This window comes from Streptomyces sp. AA4 (genome assembly GCF_000158875.1).
In the GTDB taxonomy this organism is placed as follows: Bacteria; Actinomycetota; Actinomycetes; order Mycobacteriales; family Pseudonocardiaceae; genus Amycolatopsis.
Genome location: NZ_GG657746.1, coordinates 4,150,901 through 4,174,077, shown reverse-complemented (window position 1 = coordinate 4,174,077; position 23,177 = coordinate 4,150,901). Strand labels below are relative to the sequence as shown.

General features: G+C 69.7%; 6 protein-coding genes, 5 tRNA genes and 1 riboswitch. Of the genes, 7 read left to right on the top strand and 4 right to left on the bottom strand.

Annotated features, from left to right (window positions below):
* Window position 1: 1 nt before the first annotated feature.
* On the bottom strand, window positions 2-529 hold the full coding sequence (locus SSMG_RS19175; RefSeq protein WP_009078601.1) for a CGNR zinc finger domain-containing protein: 528 nt from the start codon (window positions 527-529) through the stop codon (window positions 2-4).
* A gap of 502 nt (window positions 530-1,031) precedes the next feature.
* Here SSMG_RS19175 and SSMG_RS45450 point away from each other — a divergent pair.
* The 5 genes from SSMG_RS45450 to SSMG_RS19150 all read left to right on the top strand — a co-directional run bounded on the left by SSMG_RS45450 (window position 1,032) and on the right by SSMG_RS19150 (window position 1,654).
* A tRNA-Tyr gene (locus tag SSMG_RS45450) sits at window positions 1,032-1,116 on the top strand.
* A gap of 26 nt (window positions 1,117-1,142) precedes the next feature.
* A tRNA-Gly gene (locus tag SSMG_RS19165) sits at window positions 1,143-1,215 on the top strand.
* Between the two features lie 27 nt (window positions 1,216-1,242).
* Window positions 1,243-1,316 (top strand) — tRNA-Arg (locus tag SSMG_RS19160).
* A 180-nt stretch (window positions 1,317-1,496) separates the two neighbouring features.
* Window positions 1,497-1,571: transfer RNA gene (locus tag SSMG_RS19155), tRNA-Gln, on the top strand.
* Window positions 1,572-1,580: 9 nt separating this feature from the next.
* Window positions 1,581-1,654: transfer RNA gene (locus tag SSMG_RS19150), tRNA-Lys, on the top strand.
* A gap of 963 nt (window positions 1,655-2,617) precedes the next feature.
* Here SSMG_RS19150 and SSMG_RS42495 read toward each other — a convergent pair.
* From SSMG_RS42495 to SSMG_RS19135, 3 genes are all read right to left on the bottom strand, one after another.
* Complete coding sequence (locus tag SSMG_RS42495; protein WP_009078599.1) at window positions 2,618-6,175, bottom strand: type I polyketide synthase; 3,558 nt, start codon at window positions 6,173-6,175, stop codon at window positions 2,618-2,620.
* Window positions 6,162-19,106 carry a type I polyketide synthase gene (locus tag SSMG_RS44830; protein ID WP_009078597.1) on the bottom strand — a complete coding sequence of 4,315 codons (12,945 nt, stop codon included), beginning with the start codon at window positions 19,104-19,106 and terminating at the stop codon, window positions 6,162-6,164. Before SSMG_RS44830 ends, SSMG_RS42495 begins: the two co-directional genes overlap by 14 nt.
* Before the next feature lie 89 nt (window positions 19,107-19,195).
* Entirely contained in the window at window positions 19,196-20,224 is a 1,029-nt protein-coding gene (locus SSMG_RS19135; RefSeq protein ID WP_037714189.1) for an LLM class flavin-dependent oxidoreductase, read from the bottom strand.
* A gap of 334 nt (window positions 20,225-20,558) precedes the next feature.
* Here SSMG_RS19135 and SSMG_RS45445 point away from each other — a divergent pair, with 334 nt between their 5' ends.
* Together SSMG_RS45445 and SSMG_RS19130 are read left to right on the top strand one after the other, a co-directional pair.
* A complete protein-coding gene (locus SSMG_RS45445; RefSeq protein WP_158688050.1) occupies window positions 20,559-20,942 on the top strand; it encodes a hypothetical protein in 384 nt (127 codons plus the stop codon).
* A 785-nt stretch (window positions 20,943-21,727) separates the two neighbouring features.
* Window positions 21,728-21,947, top strand: a riboswitch (cobalamin riboswitch).
* Window positions 21,948-22,067: 120 nt separating this feature from the next.
* A complete protein-coding gene (locus SSMG_RS19130) occupies window positions 22,068-23,144 on the top strand; it encodes a HoxN/HupN/NixA family nickel/cobalt transporter (RefSeq protein ID WP_050788450.1) in 1,077 nt (358 codons plus the stop codon).
* The last annotated feature ends 33 nt before the right edge of the window (window positions 23,145-23,177 follow it).

Genomic DNA, 23,177 nt, shown 5'->3' with positions numbered 1-23,177 from the left:
CCTAGCCCGCGACCTGCCGCGCGCGATGGTCGGCGACGTTGACCCGCGTGCCGCAGCGAGTGGAACAGAACCGCCGCCGACCGTTGCGCGACGTATCCACGAACGCGAAGCCGCACCCCTCGCGCGCACAGACGCCGAGACGGTGCGGCTCCTCGCACACCAGATGCGCGAGCCCGCCCGCGGTGTAGGCGTAGAACCGCTCGACCACGCCCGCGCCCTCGCTCGAGTAGTGCAGATGCGGCGCTTTCCCGTCGTGGCTGGCGATGTTCGGCCGGCACGCGGCGACAGCGAGCAGTTCGTTGAGGAGATCGATCCGCTCGGCCGTCGTCTCCGCGACGAACACCTCGTGCAGCCGCCGCCCCCACGCGAGAATCTGTCCTGCCTCGTCCGCGGTGAGGCGCGGCAGCACCATCTCCCGCGCCTGCCCCGCGGCCCGCACCTCGGCGGCCGTGACGTCGTCGCGCTGGGAAAGGGTCGCCAGGTCGGCGGCTACTTGCGCGCCCGCGCCACCGTAAGGGTTGAAGTGCACTCGCCCATTACAGCACGTTCCGTCCTCCGCGGAAACCCCGCCCGGAAACAATCGTCCGGAAAATAAGATTGACGCATCGATTCGGCGTAGGTGAAGATGAATCCACTACAGCGGACGAAGGAGCGGTCATGACGAACATGCGGATGCGGGAGATGCGAGGCCGCTATCCGGCCGCACTCCGCGCTGTCCAGTGTTCCCCGCTCCACCAGCGCCAAACCGGCCGAAAAGGCGGTATCCGCTCCCTGACCTGACGCAGCGTCGCTCGCGTACCGGGAGCCGCCCTCGTCGGGAAACCGATCCGGGCGGCTTCCCTTGTCAGTGCCCACCTCAATTCTCTCCGCCGCGTTTCTATTTTCGCGACGGCATTTCCCCGCTGCCTATTTTCGACAGTTCTTTGACAGCTACACAACGGAGCAAGACATTTCCGAGACTCGTCCCCGTCGCCTCACCCGCGGCCAGGACGAGCGCCGGGTCCGGCGGTCGAGCACGGCCGGACCCGCACGGTGAGGACGGGGCAGCGGCAGCCCCACCCGGCGGTAACCCGGGCGCCCGAACGGGCATTGAGGGTTCGACTCCCTCCTTCACCACTGCGCCCGCACCCAGGGCGCGCCTTGCGGTCGTGGTGAACTCGGCGGACACGTCGGTCTTCCAAACCGAAGAAGAGGGTTCGATGCCCTCCGGCCGCTCGCGGTCCGGCCCCGTGCCGGACGCATGCCCTTGTAGCTCAGCGGGAAAGAGCGCCGCACTACGAATGCGGAGGCCCCAGGTTCGAGTCCTGGCAGGGGTACCGGACCCGGCGCCGAGGGGGCGCCGGGCCTTCGGATGCGAGGGGCACCGGCGACCCCGCCTGGTTCGGGACCAGGAGACACCGCGTTCGACCCGCGGGCATCCGACTCTGCCCGGTTTGGGGCAGCACCGCGGATTGTGGATCCGCTGGCCCAGGTCCGCCCCCTGGACCGGGAGCCGATGCCCGTTCGTCCAACTGGCAGGACGCCGCGCTCTGGACGCGGAAACCGAGGTTCGAACCCTCGACGGGCAGCCAAACCACCACGGGCCGTTAGCTCAACCGCGCAGAGCAGCCGGCTTTTACCCGGCGGGTTCAGGGTTCGACTCCCCGACGGCCCACTTTCGGACCCCAGGTCATCGGCGTCGGTGGCCTGGGGTTTTGTGCTGTTAGGGCCAAGCGTTGCCCGGTGGTCGACCGTCCATTGTGGTCTCCTGCGAGCCCGAGAGCGCGGGATAGGTGCAATGCGCCCCGCCGGGAGATCGCCGACGCGAGTTTCCGGGCGGCGTCGGCGGCGACTTCCTGGGCGACGTTCGTGCAGAGGTCCATGATGGCCTGGCTCCATGGCGGAGCCCGTGGAGAGCGGTCGGGGGCAGCCCGCTGCCTGGACCAGCTCGGTGAACTCGTTCGAGACGTCGCTCGGCGCTGTCTCGCTGGCCGGGTGCCTCGGCTCGATACCGCTTTCCGGGCTGTCTGGCGAGGTCGGCCGATGGTCGGTGAGGTCAACGGTGACCGCGGCTCAGGGCGGTGCCGCGACGGTGAGCATTGTTTCCAGGGAGGTCGATGTGGTTGTTGCGGAGCATTTCGCGCCGGTGACGTTGTGGGCTGCGGTCTGGCGGATTCGAGTGCACGGCGCCCTGCTGGGGCTGGAACTCTGCTCGCGGCTTCGCGGCGTGCCCGCGGGTGTCTCCGTCGGAGCTGATCGCGGCGAGTCGCTGGAGGCGGTGACCGTCGAGAACGCCGGTTCCGTTCTTGCGCTGGGCGGACCGGATCTCGGTGCGGTACGGCGTGATGCCGAAGCCTGGCGGGACTTTCCTGGTCGATGGGCTGATGAGCTGAAGGACGGAGCCGATGCGTGCCTGGAGTATGTCAGCGTATGTGGCGTGCGAAGGCGGGTGTACGAGGAGGAGGCGTTTGCCTCGATGCGGCACTCGCCGGATCCGATGCGGACCATGGGCGATCTCGTCCGGTCAGGCCCCGGGTCGAGCCGGGAACAGCTCGTTCCGTTGGTGAGGAGTGCGGCCGGGTCGCTCGTTTCTCCTTTCCGCGCGGGTGCGCGGCGAGTCGCGCGGACGAGTCCGCTGTCAGGCGTACCGGTGAAGCCATTCGGCGATGTGGGCGGCCGTTCGTGCCGCGTGGCGGGTCATCATCGTGAAGTGGGTGCCGGGCGTGAAGACGGTTTTGTCGGCGTGGGGCCAGGCGCCATGGAAGCCCGCGCTGTCCGAGGTGGCGCCTTCGGTGGCGCGGATCAGCATGGTCGGTGTCGATATCGGCCGGGGCTCCCACTGGCTGAAGAGATGCCAGTACCAGCCCATCGCGGTGAGCGGTGCGTTGTCGCGAGCGAAGAACCGGCCCCAGTCGTTGAGCATCATCGTGAGCACGCCGTCGAGGTCTTCCCTGGTGGTGCTGTGGCGGTACGCGGTGTCGCCCATGATCAGGGCCGAGGCCGGGGTGCCGCGCTCTTCGAGCAGTTCCGCGACCCGGTATCCGATCAGTCCTCCCGACGAATGGCCCATGAGGGTGAACGGTTTGCCCTCGGCGTTCCGCAGCACCGCTTCGGCCTGGGCTTCGGCGAGCGTCGTGAAGTCCTCGGGGATCGGTTCGCCCTCGGCGAAGCCCGGGTACGGCAGGACCGTCATGCTGGTCGAGTGGCCCAGAACGCGAGCCAGCGGCGTGTATTCGAAGTCGCCGACCGTCGGGGTGATCGTTTTCAAGCAGATCAGGTGAGGGGCGTCGGGGATCCGGGACAGTTTCAGCGGAGGCCGGGTGCGTGATCGCGCCGGGTCGTCGAATCGCGGCCGCAGTCTGGCCGCGACCCCGAGAAGGTCGAAGACGTCTGCGCCCTGCCCGGTGTCCGAGCCGCTGCGCATCAGGCTGTCCAGGCTCGTGCCGGCTTCGGCGAGCGGCTCGGACCAGCCGAGGGAGTCGTCGGACAGCCGGTCCGCCAGTTCGGCTGGGGTGTTCTCCATGGAGAACACCCCAGCACGCACGGGACGTTTCAGCACGCTGGTCAGCCCGGAGAGGAGGTTTTCCGCGAGCAGCGAGTCGAAGCCGAGTTCCCGGAAGGTGTGGTCGGCGGGAATGCGAGCGGGCCGGTTTTCCCCTTCCCCGGCCATTACCGAAGCCACCAACCCGAGGACAATCGACACGATGTCGCCTGACTCGCCGCTCCCGTCGAGGTCCCCGGAAGTCGCTTTCGAGCGATCGAGCGCCCGGTGCGCGGTGCCCGCGGGCTCGGCCGCACGGAAAGCCGATTCGTCGTCCGGCCAGTATCGGGTTCGCTGGAAAGGATAGAGCGGGAGTGCCGTCCGGCGGCCGGCTGGCACTGTTTCTTTCCAGTCGATCCGGACGCCGCGCGCATGCAGCCGTTCGAGTTCTCGGTAAACGTGCGCCGCGTCGCGGACTCCGGCGCAGTCGAGCGTGACGAACGCTCCATTCCCGGTTCCGTCCGGAATTCCCTGGGACGGCACGGGGGAAGTCGACCGCGCCGCGTGGTGCAGCAATGCCGACGCGTCGGTGATGCGATCGCCGATCGAGTAATCGGCCGCGGCGTGGACCGGGGTCGCGGAGGCGTTCCAACGGATTGGCGGGACTTCCGCCGGCTGCTGGGGTGTTCGCGTGCTGAGGGCGAGAATCAACCGGACCGAGTCGGGCAGGTTTACCGAACCCGCGACATGGGCCGCGGCGATGGCGCCAAGTCCGTCGCCGATCGTCGCGGCAAGCTGGATCCCGAACTCCTGCCACACTGCTGCCGCGGCGATCATGAAAGTGAATCCCCATGGTCCCGCCACCGCGGGATCGCCGAAATCCGGAGCCGGTGCCCGGCCGGCGCAGGCGTCGGCCAGCGACCAGGTCAGAAAAGGGGAAAAGGCCTCGGCACAGGCGTCGACCGCGGCCCGGAAGCCGCGCAGCCGCTGGAGGTCTGTCCCGGCGCGGGACGGCGAGACGGCATGCGGGAAAACGAAAGCCGTGCGGGGCGAGCGTTCGGCGCGAGCGAAGCCAGTGCCGCCGCTGGCGATCCGGTCGAGTCCGGCGGTCAGTTCCGCGGCCGTTTCCGCGACAACGGCCGCTCGGCAGGGGAGCGCGGTACGGGTGTGCGCAAGGGAGTGGGCCACGTCGTCGAGGGCGGGCTCCGGCTCTCCGCGTACCTGCTCGGCCAGCTGCGCGGCGGCCGCGGACAGCGCGGCGCCCGTATGGGCCGACAGCAGGTAGGCCCGCGGCCGGGGCACGGTGCAGCTGCCCGGCGACGGAGGCTCCGGCGCCTCGGGCGCCGCTTCGAGGATCAGGTGGGCGTTGGTGCCGCTGATGCCGAACGAGGACACCGCGGCCCGGCGCGGGCGCTCCGGCAGCGCGGGCCAGGGCGTCGGTCGGGTCGCCAGGCGGATGTTGCCGGAGCCCCAGTCCACCAGAGGGGTAGGCGCGTCGATGTGCAGGGACTCGGGCAGTGTGCCGTGCCGCATGGCCAGCACCATTTTCAGGACGCTGGCGGCACCGGCCGCCGCTTGGGTGTGACCGAGGTTGGACTTCGCCGATCCCAGCCACAACGGTTCGCCCTGGCGTTGACCGTAGACGGCCAGCAACGCCTGGGCTTCGATCGGATCGCCCAGCTTGGTGCCGGTGCCGTGGGCATCGACCGCGTCGATGTCGCCTGCCGTCAGGCCAGCGGTCTCCAGGGCTTTGGCGATCACGTGCCGCTGGGCGGACGCGCTCGGGGCGCTCAATCCGTTGCTTCTGCCGTCGGAGTTGGTGAACGACGACCGGATGACTGCCCACACCGGGTGGTGGTGCCGCTGCGCGTCGGACAATCGCTCCAGCATCAGCAGGACGACGCCCTCGCCGATTCCCATCCCGTCCGCCGTCGCGGCGAACGCCTTGCACCGGCCGTCAGCCGCCAGGGCGCGCAGCTGGCTGAAGGCCGTGAGTGCCATGGGCGTGCACAGGACGGTCGCGCCGCCCGCCAAAGCGAGGTCGCATTCCGCGTGTCTGAGCGAGCGCGCGGCGTGATGCAGTGCGACCAGCGAAGAGGAACAGGCGGTGTCGATGGTCAAAGCCGGACCGGTCCAGCCCAGCGTGTAGGCGATGCGCCCGGACAGCACGCTGGTGATCGTGCCGGTCAGCGCGTGGCCCCGCGCCGCGGTGTTGCCGAGCAGGAGGGGCAGGTAGTCCTGGTTCGACACGCCAACGAAGGTGCCGACCGGAGTGTCTTTCAGGTCGTTCGCGTCCAGGCCGGCGTGTTCCACGGTGTGCCAAGCGGTCTCGAGAGCGATGCGTTGCTGGGGGTCCATCGCTGCCGCCTCGCGTGGAGTGATGGCGAACGGCTCGGGATCGAACAGCGTGGCGTCGCGGAGGAATCCGCCCTGGCGAGCGGTGCACGTCCCAGGATGGTCCGGGTCCGGATGATAGAGCTGGCCGGCCTTCCAGCCGCGGTCGTCGGGGAACTCGGAGATCGCGTCCCCGCCCTCGGCCAGCAGCCGCCAGAACGCTTCCGGACGGTCGATGCCGCCGGGCAGCCGGCATCCCATGCCGATCACCGCGACAGGTTCGCGCTCGCGCTGTTCCATTTCCCGCAACCGGTGCTTTGAACGACGCAGCTCGACCGCGGTGCGCGCGAGGTAGTCGCGGAGTTCCTCAGCGCTGGCCATCGTCGCCTCCCAGTTCGATGTCGAGGATCGCGAACAGTTCTTCGTCGGAGTCCGCCGCTTCGATGTCGCCGTCGGCGTCGGCGTCGACGGTTTCCCGCCGCCCGGGGACGGGTTCAGCAGGGTGCCGGGCGGCGTCTGAGCCGTCCGGCCGGAGCCGCTCGGCGAGGTAACGTGCGACGGATTCGGGTGTGGGGCAGTCGAAAACCAGGGTCGCCGGCAGCGCGAGGCCGGTGGCGCCGCTCAGGCTGTTGCCCAGTTCGACCGCGGCCAGCGAATCGAATCCGAGATTCTTGAACGGACGGTCCGGCAGCAGATCGGAAGTGCTGTTCCGGCCGAGAACGGCGGCGGTCTTGGCATACACCAGGTCCAGCAGGTCGTCCTGGCCGCTGAACGAAGCCCTCGAGACGTCCGCGTCCGAGCCGGTCGGCGAAGGCACGCGGGCACGGAGCAGGTCTCGCAGCAGGGGATGCGGCGCGGGTCGCCGTGCGGCTCTGGCCAGGTCCAGGTTCATGGGAAGCGGATGCGGTTCGCCGAGCCCCAGAGCCTGGTCGAAAAGCCGGAGCGCGGTGGCGTCGGAGAGCGTTCCGATCCCCAGGCCCGCCAGCCGGTCCAGGTCCCGGCCGTCCAGGTTCCTGGTCATTCCGGTGCGGTGCTCCCACAATCCCCACCCCAGAGAGACAGCGGGCAGCCCGCGCGCGCGACGTCGCCTGACCAGTCCGTCCAGCGCGGCGTTCGCCGCCGCGTAGCCGGCTTGTCCAGCGGTGCCCAGGGTGCCTGCCGCGCTGGAGTAGACGATGAAAGCGGCGAGATCGTGTCCCTCGGTCAGCGAGTCCAAGTGCAGGGCGCCGTCGATTTTCGCGGACAGCACCCGGTCGACCGCGGCGGCATCGAGGTCGGAGACCACGCCGTCTTCGAGCACGCCGGCGGCGTGGACGACGGCGGTGAGAGGGCGTGCGGCCGGGATGCTGTCGACGAGCCCGGCGAGGGCGGCTCGGTCGCTCGCGTCGCACCGTTCGACCCGGACCTCGGCTCCGTGCCGAGTCAACTCGCTGACGAGTTCGCCGATGCCCTCGGCGTCCGGTCCGGTGCGGCTCGCCAGAACGAGGTCGCTCACTCCGTGGCCGGCGACCAGATGGCGAGCCAGGGTTCGCCCGAGCGCGCCGGTTCCTCCGGTGATCAGCACGGTCCCGGGCTTGGCGAACTTCCGCGGGATCGTCAGGACGTTCTTGCCGATCCCGGAGCCGTCGCGCAGGTGCCGGAACGCACGCGCGGCGTCGGCGATGTCCCAGACTCGCAGGGGCGGCGGAGTCAGCGCGCCGCGCCGGAACAGGTCGGTGACTGTGCGGAGGATTTCCCCGCGCCGCTCGACAGGGACCTCGTTCAGGTCGAAATGCCGGTAGCTGACGCCAGGGTGTGTTTTCGACACTGTTTTCGGGTCCCGCAGATCAGTCTTTCCCAGCTCGATGAACCGTCCGCCGTTCTTCAGCAGTCCGAGCGAGGATTCGACAGCGGCGCCCGCCAAGCTGTTCACCACGATGTCGAACCGGGCGCCGGCCGGGCCGTCCGAGAACTTTCCGGCGAATTCGAGAGTGCGCGACGAGGCCAAATGATCGTCCGCGAATCCCCGGGCTCGAAGGTGGTCCCATTTCGCCGGATTGGCAGTCCCGTACACCTCAGCGCCGGCCAGCGTCGCCAGTTGTGCCGCCGCGCTGCCGACGCCGCCGGCAGCGGCGTGCACCAGTATCCGATCGCCCGCGGCTATTCCGCCGAGATCGTGCAACGCGTAATACGCCGTGGCGAAAACCGCGGGAATCGCGGCGGCTTCGGCGAAGCCGAGACCAGGGGGGATCTCCGTCAGCAGCCGACGATCGGTTGTCACTACCGGCGCGAACGCGTCCGCGGCCAAGCCCGTCACGCGGTCGCCCGGGTGCAGGTCGGCAACCTGCTCGCCGACTTCGAGAACTATTCCACTGCATTCCGCGCCTATTCCGCTGCCGTCGCGCACGACCCCGAGGGCGGTGACCACGTCGTGGAAGTTGAGCCCGGCGGCGCGTACGCCTACCCGGACTTCGCCGGGGCCGAGCCGGCGCGTCGAGTCGGCGGATTCGAAGACCAGCTCGTCCACGGTCGTGCCCCGTGCGGTCAATTTCCACGTCGTATCGCCGGGCGGCGCGGTGCTGGCGGGGGAGACGGCGGCAAGCCCCGGCACCAGGACGTCGGATCCTCGTTCGGCCAGCTGGGGTTCCGCGGAACGGCACCACCGCGCGACGAGCCCGACGTCGAGAAGGTCGCGCGCCGGGTCGAGGTCGATGGCCACGATCCGGCCAGGATGCTCGGTTTGCGCGCTGCGCAGCAAGCCCCACACGCCGGAACCTCCGACGTCCGTCACCTCTTCTCCCGCGACGGAGACCGCGCCGCGGGTGAGCACGGCCAACGTGGTGTCCGACAACGCACCGGTGCCGAGCACCAGCTGGATCAGTGCCAGCGTGTGCTGGACGACTTCGTGAACGGCAGCCGGGTCAGCGCCGGTTTCCGGGATCCAGCTCAGGGTGTGCACGGGTGCGAGGATCAGGCCGGGAGCAGGAGCGCCCTGCTCGACAGCGGTACGGAGGGCTCGCGGATTCGGGTACTCGACCACGGGAAGGGCGGCCGGGACAGGGCGGACGCGGTCCGCCGCGGACGTCAGCACCGCGATCCGCGGGGACGTCGGCGCTGGGCCGGGCGGCACGGCGGCAGGATGCCAGCGCAGCGCGTAGAGGGCACCGCCGGCCTGGGCTCCCGCCGCCGCCGGGGGCCGCAGACGCAGAGATTCGATCACCGCGACGACCTCCTCGCTGTCGCCGAAGAGGACCACGCGGACTTCCTCGGGCGCGATCGCGGTCAATCTCGCCCGGACTCGCGCTGCCTTGGCGACGAAGATCCGCACGCCGGAGTAGACGAACGGCAGCGAGGCCTGCCCGGCTCCGAGCAGCGAGGAGCCTTGCAGGGCACCGTCCAGCAACGCGGGATGCAGCAGGAACGATTCCGCGTCCCCGCTCTCTCCGGCGTTCAGCGCCACCTCGGCGAAAACTTCGCCAGTGCCGTGCCTCATCCTCCGCACGACCCGAAACGACGAGCCGAAATCGATTCCCGCCGAGGCGAAGCGGGAATACAGCTCCTCGACGTCGATGTCGTCGGTTCCGGCGGCCGGTGGGGCGGTCTCCGGCTGCTCCGAGGGGCCGTCCGCGCTCAGCCGTCCTTGGGCGTGAGTGGACCATTCGCCCGGCGCGCGGGCCGGCCTCGACTGGATCCGCAAGGTTCGCCGCCCGTCCCGGCCGGGCGCGTCGGCCAGGACCCGCAGATCCACGGCCTGGTCCTCGGCGAGCACCAGGGGCTTCTGGATCACCAGCTCGTCGATCCGCTGGAGTCCGGACTCCGCCGCCGCGTACGCGGCCAGTTCGACGAAGGCCGTCCCGGGCATCAGTATCTCTTGCTGGACAAGGTGATCACGGAGCCACGGATGCGCGGAGATATCGAACCGGGTGGTGAACAACAGCGTGCCGTCGTCCAGGCGAACGGCGGCCGACAGCATCGGATGCGCCGCTGGCTCCAGCCCGGCGTCGGCGGCAGACTGGCTGTCCGAGTGCTGGGCGAGCGGTATCCAGTAGCTGCTGCGCTGAAACGCGTATGCGGGAAGGTCGACCCGAGCGGCAGCGCGCCCGGCGAAGGCGGTTTCCCAGTCGATGTCCGCGCCGTGTGCGTACAGTTCGGCAACCGAAGTCACCAGCCGCGACATGCTGGCCGCCTCTCGCGCCGTACAGTCGCCGAGGTAGGTGCGTACGTCTCGCAGCTCGGTCGTGTCCGAGAGCGCTTCGCTCAGTACCGGGTCCGGGCCCAGCTGAAGAAACAGCCGATATTCGTCGTCAAGCAATGCCTCGAAGGCTTGCCGGAACCGCGTCGTCCGGCGCAGGTTCGAAAACCAGTACTCGCCGTCCAGCGCGCGGCCGCCCGGCAGGAGGCCACCGGTCACCGTGGAATAGAACGTTGCTTCGCGGGTTCGCGCGGCGATGTCGCGCAAATCATGGACGACCTGGTCCCGGGCGGGTTCGACGTGCGGTGAGTGCGCGGCGAACGCGTGCGGGAGCAGGGTCGCTCCGACCTTGACGCCGTCGCATGCGCGGACGAAGTCCTGGACGGCGTCCCGGTCGCCGGACACCGCGAGATGCCTGGGCCCGTTCGTCGCGGCGACATTGATCCGCGAGGCGAGGCGGGCGGGCACGACGTCGTCGCCAGGCTCGGACGTGCGCACCGCCGCCATCGCGCCGCGCCCCGCAAGGGTGCGGCAGGCCCGGCTGCGCGAGGCGACGACCCGGGCGCCGTCGGCCAGGCTCAGCGCCTCCGCTACCACTGCGGCCGCGATTTCCCCATGGGAATGGCCGAGCACCGCAGTGGGGGTGACGCCGAGAGAGCCGAGCGCGGCGGCGAGCGACACCATCATCGCGAAGTGCGCGGGCGCGGCCACCTCTTCCGGGTCCGGCCCCACCGCACGCGGCGAGCCGTCGAGCACCTCGAGAACCGACCAGCCCAGGTGTTCCCGCAGCGCCTCGTCGCATTCCCGCAAGCGTCGCGCGAACGCCGGGCACGACCGCAGCGAATTCAGGGCTTCGCCCGGCCACCGCGATCCGTCCCCGGGAAAAACGAACACGACCGGAGGCGCGCTCGCGCGGCCGGTCACCGTGTGCGCGGAGTCGTCTCCGTCCCGCAGCATGCCGAGTGCGTCGATCAGCTGGGTTCTGTTCTCCACGAGGACCGCCGCGCGGTATTCCAGATGAGCGCGGCTGGTCGCCGTCGAGAAGGCGATGTCGGGCAATGACAGGTCCGGCCGGTCGACGAGGTGGGCACGCAGCCGATCCGCTTGGGCCGCCAACGCCCGCGGCGAATGTCCCGACACCAGCACAGGCAGGACGGGGCTGTTCTCGTCCGGAGCGGTCCGCGTTTCGCGCGCGGACGTCGTGCTCGGTTCCGGGAGCTCCAGAATGGCGTGGGCATTGGTGCCGCTGATGCCGAACGACGACACGCCGGCGCGCCGCGGGGCTCCGTTGGTTCGGGGCCAGGGCACGGCCTCGACGAGCGGGCGCACGGCGGCCCGGTTCCACTCGACCTGGCTGCTCGGCCGGTCGATGTGCAGCGAGCGGGGCAGCAGCCCGGCGTTCATCGCCAGCACCGTCTTGATCACCCCGACGACCCCCGCGGCCGCTTGGGTATGGCCGAGGTTCGACTTGACCGACCCGATCCACAACGGCCGGTCGTCCGCCCGTCCTTCGCCGTACACGGTCTGCAGCGCCTCCGCTTCGATCGGGTCTCCCAGGCGGGTGCCGGTCCCGTGTGCTTCCACCGCGTCGATGTCGCGGGCATCGAGGCGGGCGTCGGCGAGGGCCTTGCGGATCACCCGCTCCTGGGCCGCGCCGCTGGGAGCGGTGAGACCGTTGGTAGCCCCGTCCTGGTTGAGTGCCGTTCCTCGCACGACAGCGAGGATCCGGCGGCCTCGCTCGCGAGCACGCGAAAGCGGTTCCAGCACGACGATCCCCGCGCCTTCGGCCAGCGCCATGCCGTCGGCGCGGTCGGAGAACGGCTTGCACCGGCCGTCCGGCGCGAGTCCGCGTTGCCGGGAGAATTCGAAGAACGTCCGCGGCCCCGGCATCACCGTGACGCCCCCGGCCAATGCCATCGCGCATTCCCCGTGCCGCAGCGACCGAACGGCGAGGTGCACAGCGGCCAGCGACGACGAGCACGCCGTGTCGACAGTGACGGCGGGGCCCTCCAAGCCCAGGCAGTAGGCGATGCGACCGGAACCCACGCTGCCCGCGGTTCCGGTCACCACGTAGCCTTCGACGGAGTCCTCGGCGGTCTGTTCCGCCCCGTAGGTTTCGTGTTGCAGCCCCAGGTAGACACCGGTCTCGCTCGAGCGCAGCGATGCCGGGTCGATGCCCGTCCGCTCCACCGCTTCCCATGCCAGTTCCAGCAGGATCCGTTGCTGCGGATCCATCGCCAGCGCTTCCCGGGGAGAGATTCCGAAGAAGTCCGCGTCGAACAGGTCCGGGCCGGAAAGGAAACCGCCGCGACGGCAGTAGCTGCTGCGGGGCGTGCCCGCGTCCGCATCGGCGAAACGGGTCAGGTCCCATCCGCGGTCGGCCGGGATGTCCGAGGTGACGTCGCCGCCGCGGACGAGCAGGTCCCACAACGCCTCGGGGTCGCAGATGTCGCCGGGCAGCCGGCAGGCCATGCCGACGATGGCGATGTCGTCGCGTTCGCGGAGCGCCGGTTCGGGAGCGGCCGCCGGGGTCGTCGGCGCCGTGCTTTTCGGTGCGTTGGCCGCGTCGCCATTCTCGGGGCCCGGGTGAGCCGCGGGCGGGGAGACCGGGGCGAGCCGGTCTCGGCGATCCCTTTTCTCGCCGGAGGAATCGCTCATCGACCGCAACAGGTACTCCGCGACCGCGCCGGGGGTCGGGCAGTTGTATGCCAGGCCGGTCGGCAGCCGGAGGCCAGTGGCCGTGTTGAGCTCGTCACGAAGCCGCACGGCGGTCATGGAGGTGAGACCGAGCGATTCGAATTCGTCGTTCTTCGAAATCGCCGCACGGTCCTGATGCCCGAGCACGTGAGCAGCGCGGGTACGCACCAGCTCGGTCAGGATTCGCCGCTGTTCTGCCGCGGAGGAACCTTGCAACCGGGCACGAAGTTCTTTCGGCTCGATCCCGGCGTCCCTTGGCCGTGCGAGGCCGCGAAGCAGACCGGACTCGCCGAAGTAGCCCCCGTACTGGTTCCAGTCGATGTCGGCGACGATCAGCGAAGCTCGATCGCTGTCGTCGAGGTGGTCGAAGATGTCGAGAAGGGTGGTGGGCTCCGTAGGCGTCAGCCCCAGGCTGTGCCAGGTCCGCTCGTCCAGAGAAGCGCCGAAGCCGTCGCCCTTCCACGGCCCCCACATCAGCGACGTCCCCGGCAGCCGCCGCGCGAGCCGGTACCGGACAAGGGCGTCTACGAATGCATTCGCGGCCGCGTACGCGCCTTGGACTGCTTGGCCGAGCACCGCCATGACCGAGGAATAAACGATGAACCGCGTCAACTGCCGGCCCTGGGTCAGTTCGTGGAGATTGACGGCCCCGAGAACCTTCGTGCGCGTCACTTCGGACCAGCGCCGAGCGGTGAGCTCGCGCAGGGGCGCTGCTCCATGGGTGCCCGCGACGTGCACGACGGCCGACAGCGGGTGCCGCCGCGGGACGGCGGCGATCACCTTCGACAGTTCCGCCCGGTCGGTGACATCGCACGCCGCGATGGTCACCGCTGACCCGAGCGCGGAGAGCTCGGCCTCGAGTGCTGCCGCGCCGTCCGCGTCCCGGCCGCTCCTGCTGACCAGGAGCAGGTGTTCGGCGCCGCGGCGGGCGAGCCACTTCGCGAGGTGACCGCCCAAAGCTCCGGTGCCGCCGGTGATCAAAGTGGTGCCGCGGGGACGCCAAGGACGCTCCGGGAGCCCGGTCGCGGGAACCGGGGCCAGCCGCCTGGCGAACACCCCGGACGGCCGGATCGCCGCTTCGTCCTCCCCGCCGCCGGCCAGGACGGCGCGGAGATCTTCGATCGCCCGCTCGTCGAGGGCGCTCGGCAGATCGATCAACCCGCCCCAATGCTGCGGGCTTTCGTGGCGCAGGGTGTGCCCTAGCGCCCACGTCCGCGCCCCGAGCGGATCGGCCGGCGGGTCCTCTGGACCGGTCGTCACGGACTGCCGCGTCACCTGCCACACCGGAGCCTCGATGTCCTCGTCGAGCAGCGCCTGCAGCAGATTCAAACCGGCCGGCGGCAGCTCGGGCCGGGCGAGGAGCAACGGCTCGCCCGGGGAGACGTCCAGCAAGGACAGCACCCCGTCGGCTCGGCCGCCCGCGACCGCGGCGGCGAGGCGTTCCCGGACGCCGGACCGGTCGCATCCGGCCGGGATCGCGATCAGCTCTGCGCGCGCTCCGCCGCGGGACAACCCTCGGCATACGACCTGGACGAGTTCATCGTCTGCCCGCTCCGCGGGCGCGACGATCAGCCATCGCCCGGACAGCGCCCGCGCCGCCGGCGAAACGTGGTCCCACGTGCTTTGGTACAGCAAGACGCCGAGGTCGTCCCGGCGCGGCGGCGCGGACGCGGCGGCCGGCGTCCGCGGCCAGTACCGGGTGTGCTGAAACGGGTAGGTGGGCAGATCCACCCGGCGGACCGGAGCGCGAAGAACGCGGTCCCACGCGAGTCTCGCTCCTCGGACGTAAGCGTCGGCGAGAGCCTCGGGGGCGGCGTCGGAGGACAGGGCGTCAGCGGCGGCTTGAGCCCGCCGCTCCTCCTCGGATCCACGGCGGACCCGCCCGGTGACTGCCCGGGGATGCGGTTGCCCGGAGGCTACGGCGTCGAGACCCGAGAGCAGCTGCGCCCGGTCCGCGGCCAGCACGACGGCGCGATAGCCGAACGCCGCCCGGGTGGTCGCCAGAGCGTGCGCGATGTCCGCGGGGTCGTGCTCGGCCGCTGTCCGCCGCAACCGCGCGGCCCACTCCCGCAGCGCCTGCGGGGACGCCGCGGAGAGCACGCACGGGACTAGGGCCGCCGGTCGCCCGGCATCGTCGCGCCCGGCAACCGGCGCATGCTCCTCCGGGGATTCCTCGAGGATCAGATGACAGTTCGTGCCGCTGATGCCGAAAGACGACACGGCCGCGCGCCGGACCCGCTGCTGCCGCGGCCAGCCGACCGGGCGGGTCAGCAGCTCGATGCGGCCGCTCGCCCAGTCCGGATGCGGAGACGGCTCGGTGATGTGCAGGGATCTGGGCAGCAGTTCGTGGCGAAGCGCCAGCACCATTTTGACGAGGCCGATGACACCTGCCGCCGCCTGGGCGTGGCCGAGGTTGGACTTCACCGACCCGAGCCACGCGGGCCGCCGGGGGTCCCGGTCGCGCCCGTAGGTCCGCAGCACGGCGTTCGCCTCGACCGGGTCGCCCAGCGCCGTGCCCGTGCCGTGCGCCTCGATCGCGTCGACGTCCGCGGCGTTCAGGCCCGCCGCGGTCAGCGCGTCTTCGATGACGGCCTCCTGGGAACGGCCGTTGGGGGCGGTCAACCCGTTGCTCGCACCGTCTTGGTTGACCGCGGAGCCGCGGATCGTCGCCAGTACGGGGTGTCCGAGCGCGCGGGCGCGGGACAGCCGTTCCAGTACTACGACGCCGGCGGCCTCGGCCCAGCCGGTTCCGTCCGCGGAGGCGCTGAACGCCTTGCAGCGGCCGTCGGGAGCCAGACCGTGTTGCCGCGCGAACTCGACGAACATGCCTGGGGTCGACATCACCGCGACCCCGCCCGCGAGAGCCAGTTCGCACTCGTCGTTGCGCAAGGCCTGTGCGGCGAGGTGAACGGCGACGAGCGAGGCGGAGCACGCCGTGTCCACCGTCAGCGCCGGGCCTCGCGTGCCCAGCTCGTAAGCCACTCTTCCGGACAGCATGCTGGGTGCGGTTCCGGTGAGGACGAAGCCCGCCGTGTCGTCGTCGGCTTCGGCCATGCGCGGTCCGTATTCCATGGTCGTCGCACCGACGAACACTCCGGTGGGGCTGTCTCGCAGCGAGGCCGGATCGATGCCGGCCCGCTCGACTGCCTCCCAGGAGACTTCGAGCAGCTGCCGCTGCTGCGGGTCCATCGCCAGAGCTTCGCGGGGGGAGATGCCGAAGAATTCCGCGTCGAAACCGGCGGCGTCGTCAAGGAACCCGCCTGCGGTCGCGCAGGTCGTCCGTTCCCGGCCTCGCGGAGACACCAGAGAATTCAGGTCCCATCCGCGGTCGGCGGGCATCGCGGTGACCGCGTCGCGGCCTGCCTCGAGCAGGTCCCACAGCTCTTCCGGAGTCGTGACGCCGCCCGGCGCGCGGCACGCCATGGCCACCACCGCGACCGGATCACCGTCTGCCTCGCTCTCCGGAGGCGGCGGAGGAGTGCTGCCCTCTGGAGGACGGGAATCGGCCAGGTAAGCGGCCAGCGAGCGTGGCGTGGGGTACTCGAAGGCGAGCGCGCCGGACAAAGGGATGCCAGCGGACCGGCCGACCGCGTCGAAGAATTCTACCGTGGCGGCGGAATCGAACCCCAGGTCCTTGAACGTGCGGTCGGGGTCAACTTCGTGCGCGTCGGCATGCCCGAGAATGCGCGCGGCGTGTCCGCGAACGATCTCAAGCGGATCGGTCGTACGCGGTGTCGCGGCATCGCCGGCGGTCGTGGACCTTCCGGCCACGGGCGAAGGCGCGTCGGCCGCCACTGCGGTGCCGACGCGCGGAAGCCAGAAACGTTTGCGCTGAAACGGATAGACTGGAAGGTCGACGGTGCGGACCCGTGCTCGTCCCAGAGCGGCCCCGATATCGAACGCGCCGCCCTGGACGTGGACCGTAGCCATCGCCGTGAGCAGCCGTCGCGAGTCGGAGCCGACGGCTCGCAGCGTGGGCATCACAGTACGCCCGGCGGCGCGGCCGGACAGGCATTCGCGCAGCATCGGCACCAGTTTGGCACCCGGCCCCACCTCGATGAACGAGGTGACACCGAGGTCTTCCATGCGCCGTACGGCATCCAGGAACCGCACCTCGGCCCTCGCGTGCCGGGACCAGTACGCGGCGTCCATGGCGGACAGAACGTCCGCAGTGACCGCCGAGACCACGGGGACGCGCGGGGGAAGATAGGCGATCGTGGCGGCGGTTGCTTCGAGCCGCTCGAGAACGCTGTCCATGTGCGGTGAGTGGAACGCGTGCGAGGTGCGCAGCGGAGTGGTACGGCGGCCCAGTGCGTCGAACCGCGCGGCGATCGCCTCCACCGCGGTGGTGTCGCCGGAAATGACCGTGCCCGTTGGCGCGTTGATCGAAGCCACGGAAACCGCTCCGTCGTGACCGGCGAGTTCGGCGAGAGCTTCCTGCTCGGTGGCCTCGACCGCGTACATCGCCCCGTCGGGACGGGCCTCCTGCATCAACCGGCCCCGGGTCGCGACCAGCAGTGCCGCGTCCGGCAGGGACATCATCCCGGCCACGTGGGCGGCCGTGATCTCGCCGATGGAATGACCGGCGAGGAAATCCGCGGACAGGCCCCATTCCCGCAGCAGCCGCATGGTCGCGTACTCCACCGCGAACAACGCGGGCTGGGTGTACTTGGTCTGGTCCAGTTCCCCGGCGCCGCCGGCCGCCGCGAAGATCACGTCCTTCAGCGGCCGGTCCAGATGACGGTCGAGTTCGAGGCAAGCGGCGTCGAACGCGGACGCGAATTCCTCGTAGGCCAGGTACAGCTCCCGGCCCATGCCCGCGTACTGCCCGCCCTGCCCGGAGAACACGACGGCGACCCGATGCTCGCCGGAGACCAGTCCCGCGGTCAGCGAACCGGCCGGGTTGTGCACGGCGAACTCGCCGAGGTCCCGCGCCAGCGTTTCCCGGTCGGCCGCTACGGCCACCGCGCGGTGCTCGAACAAGGTCCTGGTCGTGGCCAGCGAATACGCCACGTGTTCCAACGGCACCTCGGGTTGCCGGAGCAGCTGCTCTCGCAGGTTCCCGGCTTGCGCGCGAAGCGCGGCGTCGCTGCGTGCAGAGATCACCAAGGGCGCCGGCCGGGAAGAAGTCTCGTCCGGCGCGGACGCCGGCGGGCCGGCCGTCGCGCGCGGCGTGTCGCGCAGCACCAGATGGCAATTCGTGCCGCCGATGCCGAACGAGCTGACTCCGCACAGGAGCGGCCGATCGGGCCGCGGCCAGCCGCGCCGGGTCGTGCACACCCGCAGATTCAGCTCGTCCAGCGGAATGTCGCGATGCGCCGTCTGATGATGCAGCGTCGGAGGCAGTTCCCGGTGTTTCAGCGCCAGGGCGACCTTGAGCAGGCCCGCGATGCCGGCCGCGCCCTCCAGATGCCCGATGTTGGTCTTCACCGAACCGACGAGCAGCGGGTCGCCCGGATCGCGCGCGCCGCCAAGGACGTCGCCGAGCGCCTGTGCCTCGACCGGGTCGCCGGCCGGGGTGCCAGCGGCGTGCAGTTCGACGTATTGCACCTCGGACGCGTCGATGCCGGCCTCGCGGCAGGCCGCGGTCAGCAGATCCCGCTGAGCTGTCGCGCTCGGCCGGGTCAGAGTGTCTCCGCCGCCGTGATTGACCACGCTCGACAGGATCTCCGCGTATACCTTGTCACGGGCGGCGTCGACAGCGTCCGATCGCTTCAGGATCACGAGGCCCGCGCCCTCGCCGCGTACATAACCGCTGGCGCGCTCGTCGAAGACGAAACAGCGGCCTTCGGGGGAGAACACGCCGAGCCTGTCCAGCGCGCGTTCGCTGAACGCGGAGAGATTCACATTGACGCCTCCGGCCACTGCCAGCGAACACTCTCCCCGCCGCAGGCTCTGCACGGCGAGATGCACCGCGGCAAGCGACGAAGAGTGCGCGCAGTCGACCGAGAAGCTCGGTCCGCGGGCATCGAGAAAATAGGACAGTCTGTTCGCGATCATTCCGCGGTTCGTGCCGGGCAGAGTGTGCTGATCGAGGATCGCGCCGTCTCTCTCGTGCGCGAGCAGCGCGTAGTCGCTCCACATCGATCCGATGAAGACGCCGACCCCCTCTTCCCCGGAACGGGGAACGATCCGCGCGTCCTCGAGTGCCTCCCAGGCAAGTTCCAGCAGCAGGCGCTGCTGCGGATCCATCATCCGGGCGGCGTTGGGGGAGATGCCGAAGAACTCCGCGTCGAATTCGGCTATTCCTTCGACGAAGCCCGCGCGGCGAGCCGAGCTCGAGTGTCCGCGGCCCGGCGGAACATCGGTCACCGTCTCCGCGCCGTCGGCAAGCAGCGACCAGAACGATTCAGGCGTGGCCGCTCCCGGAACTTTGCAGGACATCCCGACGATCGAGATCGGGACTCCCGCCGGTTCCGCATCGCCTCCGAGGGATCGGCTCATCGTGCTCCTCCGTCGAAATGTAGGAGAAAACTTCTTTCTTCGGTTCTGCTTCCGGGCTTCGTGGCCAGCTGCCGCTTCGGGGAATATTCCTAATCACCGAAGGTCTTGATTATCTGCAGGAACGCGTCTTCGCTCTCGTCGGCGGTCAGCGGCGGGATATACGGCGGAGCCAGCATGATATGCGGAATGTATTCCGCGAACCTGCGGACTTGTTCGCGCACCTCGTCAGGCGTTCCGGCGACCGTGTACAGCTCGACGAGCTTGTCGCTCACCGCGGACTCGACAGCCGCGAGGCCGCCCTTGCCCAGAGCGGCCTGAATCTCGTGCTGCTCGCGTTCGCAGTCGTCGAACTCCAGCAACCTGGTCAGTTCGGACATGGCCGCGTATACGCCAACCTGAATGCGCGCCCGCCGAACGGCCTCCGCCCGGTCGTCCGAGATCGAGCAGATCGTCAGCGCGGTCAGATCGAAATCGGCGAGGTGCCGTCCCGAACGCCGGGCCCCTTTTCGCAGATTGGGCAGGATGACCCGGTCGACGTACCGTCGAGACGGCGCCATCGTGATCATCCCCTCGGCCTTCTCGCCGGCGAGCTGAAGCATCAGAGGGCGCAGCGCGGCCAGATAGATCGGGATCCGGGGACGCCGCAGAGCTCGGGCTCCGGCCGGGTTCAGGGGCATCGGCCGGAAGCTGAACCTGGTCCCGTCGTAGGACATGGGCTCCAGGCCGCTGGAGTGATAGTCCCAGCTCATCCGGACCGTGTCGATGTACTCGCTCATCCACCGCACCGGATGGGCGACCTGGACGGAGTGGAACGAATCGAGGAAGTCGCCCAGTCCGGCCCCGATGCCCAGAAGGGTGCGGCCGGAGCTCGCCTCGTCCAGGTCGGCGGCGGCGTTGGCGAGTTCGAACGGACTTCGGGTGAAAGCTTGCGCGACAGCGGTGCCGAGGCTGATCCGGTCAGTCCCGCCTGCCGCGCCCGCATGGACGACAAAGGGATTTCGATAGTACTCGTAGAGCCATAAGGACCGAAACCCGGCGCTGTCCGCGAGCTGTGCGAATTCGGCGAATTTCTCGAACGGAGTCTGCAGCACTGGCATGCTCACCCCGAACTGAGGCATGGCTTCTCCCTGTTCAGAATTTGACTCGACGGCGCAGCAGTCGTGACGGTGGCTCGTGATCAGTGGCGACGGAAGCCGGAGTGCGCACGGACACCGTAGATCTTGGCGAGGCGGTGACGATCCCCAGCGACGGCCGGCAATCACACAGTTTCCCGGCGAGTCGGGTACCGCCTTCTTGCGATTTTGTCCGGTACCGATCGACAGTAGCGTTCGATCACCACAAGACGAAGCGATTGTTCCATGCTGCGGAACAGCCGATGAGGCCGAACCGGCACCGCGGAACAGCCTGCCGGGCCTCAAGACGGTGCAGCCTCTGTTCGGTCACCTCAGCATCGTGCCGGCGTCCGACACCTACGTCAGCGTCCTGCCGAGCCTGGCCAACGGCTCCGCGGAAGCCATCGCCTGGCTCGTCCTCGACGCGGCCCGTGGTGCAGGCCGCTCGGTGACCGCCGGCAGGCGAACCCGCCGCACGAAGACCGCGCCTGAGAACCGAGAATTGGCCCGTAACGCCGACCGGAAAGGGCACAAATCCGCGGCGAAGCGCGCCCTCGAACACGCCGTTTCGCAAGCGCGGCAGCATTTTCCTGATCCGTGTACAGGGAGAGCCCACGAGAACATCGTGGTGGACCGCCTGGGGCTCGAACCCAGAACCGATGGATTGAAAGCCAGTGTCTGGTCGTATCAATTTATGCGGGTGGCGGGCGGTTTTGGTGGTTGATTGAGCGACGGTTGATGTTGCGCGGTGGCGGGCTTTGCTTCGGCTCTGGAGCACATTCTGGGCGTATGGACCGTGCCGGGAATGGTCGCGGCGCGGCTGGCTGAAACCGTGCTCCGGTGCTCGCCGGGGCGATCTTTACCCGATGGGATGCCGTTCGCGGGTTGCGGTCGGGCATCTGTTCAGGTCGTTCCGAAGCCGTCAGCACGGTACGTTCTTGGCAGGTGCAGGGCTCTCGATGCGCGGCGGGTGCTCGGTCTGAGCAGTCCAGCTGACCTTGCCGGTTGTCTTGCTGGTGCTGGCTGCAGTTCGCGTGTGCGCTGTGCTTCCTTCATCGCCTCCACCTTCTCGGCGTACCGTGTGAGGGCGGTCTGTTCGTCGACGTCGTAGTCTCCGACTCGCAGGTCAGCCGCGGTCTGCTGCTGGGTGACGCCGCTTTCGCGGAATGTGAGCAGCCGGTGAACCTCGCGGAGATGCTGGACGTTTGCCGCGAGAGCGACCCCGGGCCGCCGGGACGACGGGTTTTGTCCAGCCCAGCGCTGGTGAGGCTGGTGCGCGATCGAGCCGATGACGATGATTCCCCTGGAAAGTGTTGTGCACGCTGCGGTTTCGTTGTCTGAACTTTGTCCGTTCGGTGGGTCGAGGAGGGGACGCGTTCACATTCGGGAAGCCCGCCAGCCCTCCTCCGCGGCTCACGGTGACGCGACGGCGGCACCCTCCGCCACGTGCGCCGAGCACGTGGCGATCTCCGACGAGGCCGGTCGGGTTCCGGGACAGGCTGAGCCGGGTACGCTCCGGCTGCTGGTGGTTCGCCGGGTCTGTGGGGATCCGGCGAGGCAAGAGGGAACCCGGTGCGAATCCGGGACTGCCCCGCAGCGGTGAGCGGGAACGACCGCCGTCATCGAGCACTGGACGCGCCGCGTCCGGGAAGCGACGGCCAGTAGGTCCGCCGGATATCCCGGCGGGTGCCCGCGAGTCCGAAGACCTGCCACCGGTCCTTGCGCCGCGGTGGCGCGAGGGGTGGGTCCGGAGTCTCTCGGGCGGGCCGGAGCGGACGTCGTGTGCTTCGACGTGCCTGCGGCCCTGATCGAGCGGGAACCGCCACGGAACGCTCGCGAGGGAGAGAGTGTGCACGAGAAGTCTGTGAGCGGCCGGCCCGGCTGGGTGCGGTTCGGCGGGATCGCCGCGGTCATCGCGGCGCTGCACGTCGTCGCGTGGGGGCTGCTGCTGTTCGCGGTGGTGCCGGGCGGCTATTCGGTGGGCACGCAGGTGTTCGGGGTCGGACTGGGCCTGACTGCCTACACGTTGGGCCTGCGGCATGCCTTCGACGCCGATCACATCGCGGCGATCGACAACACGACCCGCAAGCTGATGGCCGACGGGAAGCGGCCGGTTTCGGTCGGATTCTGGTTCGCGCTGGGGCATTCCACGGTGGTGCTGGTGCTGGCGGTCCTCATCGCCGCGGGCACGCGCGTGGTCGGGGTGCTGACGGACGACGGGTCGAGCGCCCGGCAGGCGCTGGGGGTGGTGGGCACGACCGTGTCCGGGCTGTTCCTCTACCTGATCGGCGTGCTCAATCTGGTGGCGCTGGCCGGGATCGTGCGCGTGTGGCGGTCGATGCGGCGGGGGGTGTTCGACGAGGCGGAGCTGGAGGCCCGTCTCAACGATCGGGGGTTGTTCAACCGGTTCCTGGGCCGGGTGACGCGTTCGATCAGCCGGCCGGGCCAGATGTACCCGGTCGGGCTGCTGTTCGGCCTGGGGTTCGACACCGCGACCGAGGTCGCGCTGCTCGTGCTGGCGGGCGGCGGTGCGGCGAGCGGGTTGCCCTGGTACGCGATCGTGGTGCTGCCGCTTCTGTTCGCGGCGGGGATGACCCTGCTGGACACCGTGGACGGAACGTTCATGAACTTCGCTTACGACTGGGCGTTTTCGAAGCCGGTGCGGAAGGTGTATTACAACATCGTGATCACCGGTCTGTCCGCCGGGGTGGCGCTGTTGATCGGCAGCGTCGAGGTCGTCGCGATCCTGCACGAGAAACTCGGCCTGTCCGATCCGGTGACCGGCTGGGTCGCCGGGCTCGACCTCAACAACGTGGGGTTCGCGATCGTCGGCATGTTCGCGGTCGTCTGGGCGGCGGCGATCGGCTACTGGCGGGTGGCCCGGGTCGAACAGCGTTGGGAGGAGCGCGGGTCCCGGACCGGCTGAGCGGCCGGAAACCGGCGGCGGGCCGGGGGACCT

What these genes read in the sequence shown, in the direction of transcription:
- SSMG_RS42495 (WP_009078599.1), bottom strand. Translation starts at nt 6,175, where the DNA reads ATGGCCAGCGCTGAGGAACTCCGCGACTACCTCGCGCGCACCGCGGTC.
- SSMG_RS44830 (WP_009078597.1), bottom strand. Translation starts at nt 19,106, where the DNA reads ATGAGCCGATCCCTCGGAGGCGATGCGGAACCGGCGGGAGTCCCGATC.
- SSMG_RS19135 (WP_037714189.1), bottom strand. Translation starts at nt 20,224, where the DNA reads ATGCCTCAGTTCGGGGTGAGCATGCCAGTGCTGCAGACTCCGTTCGAG.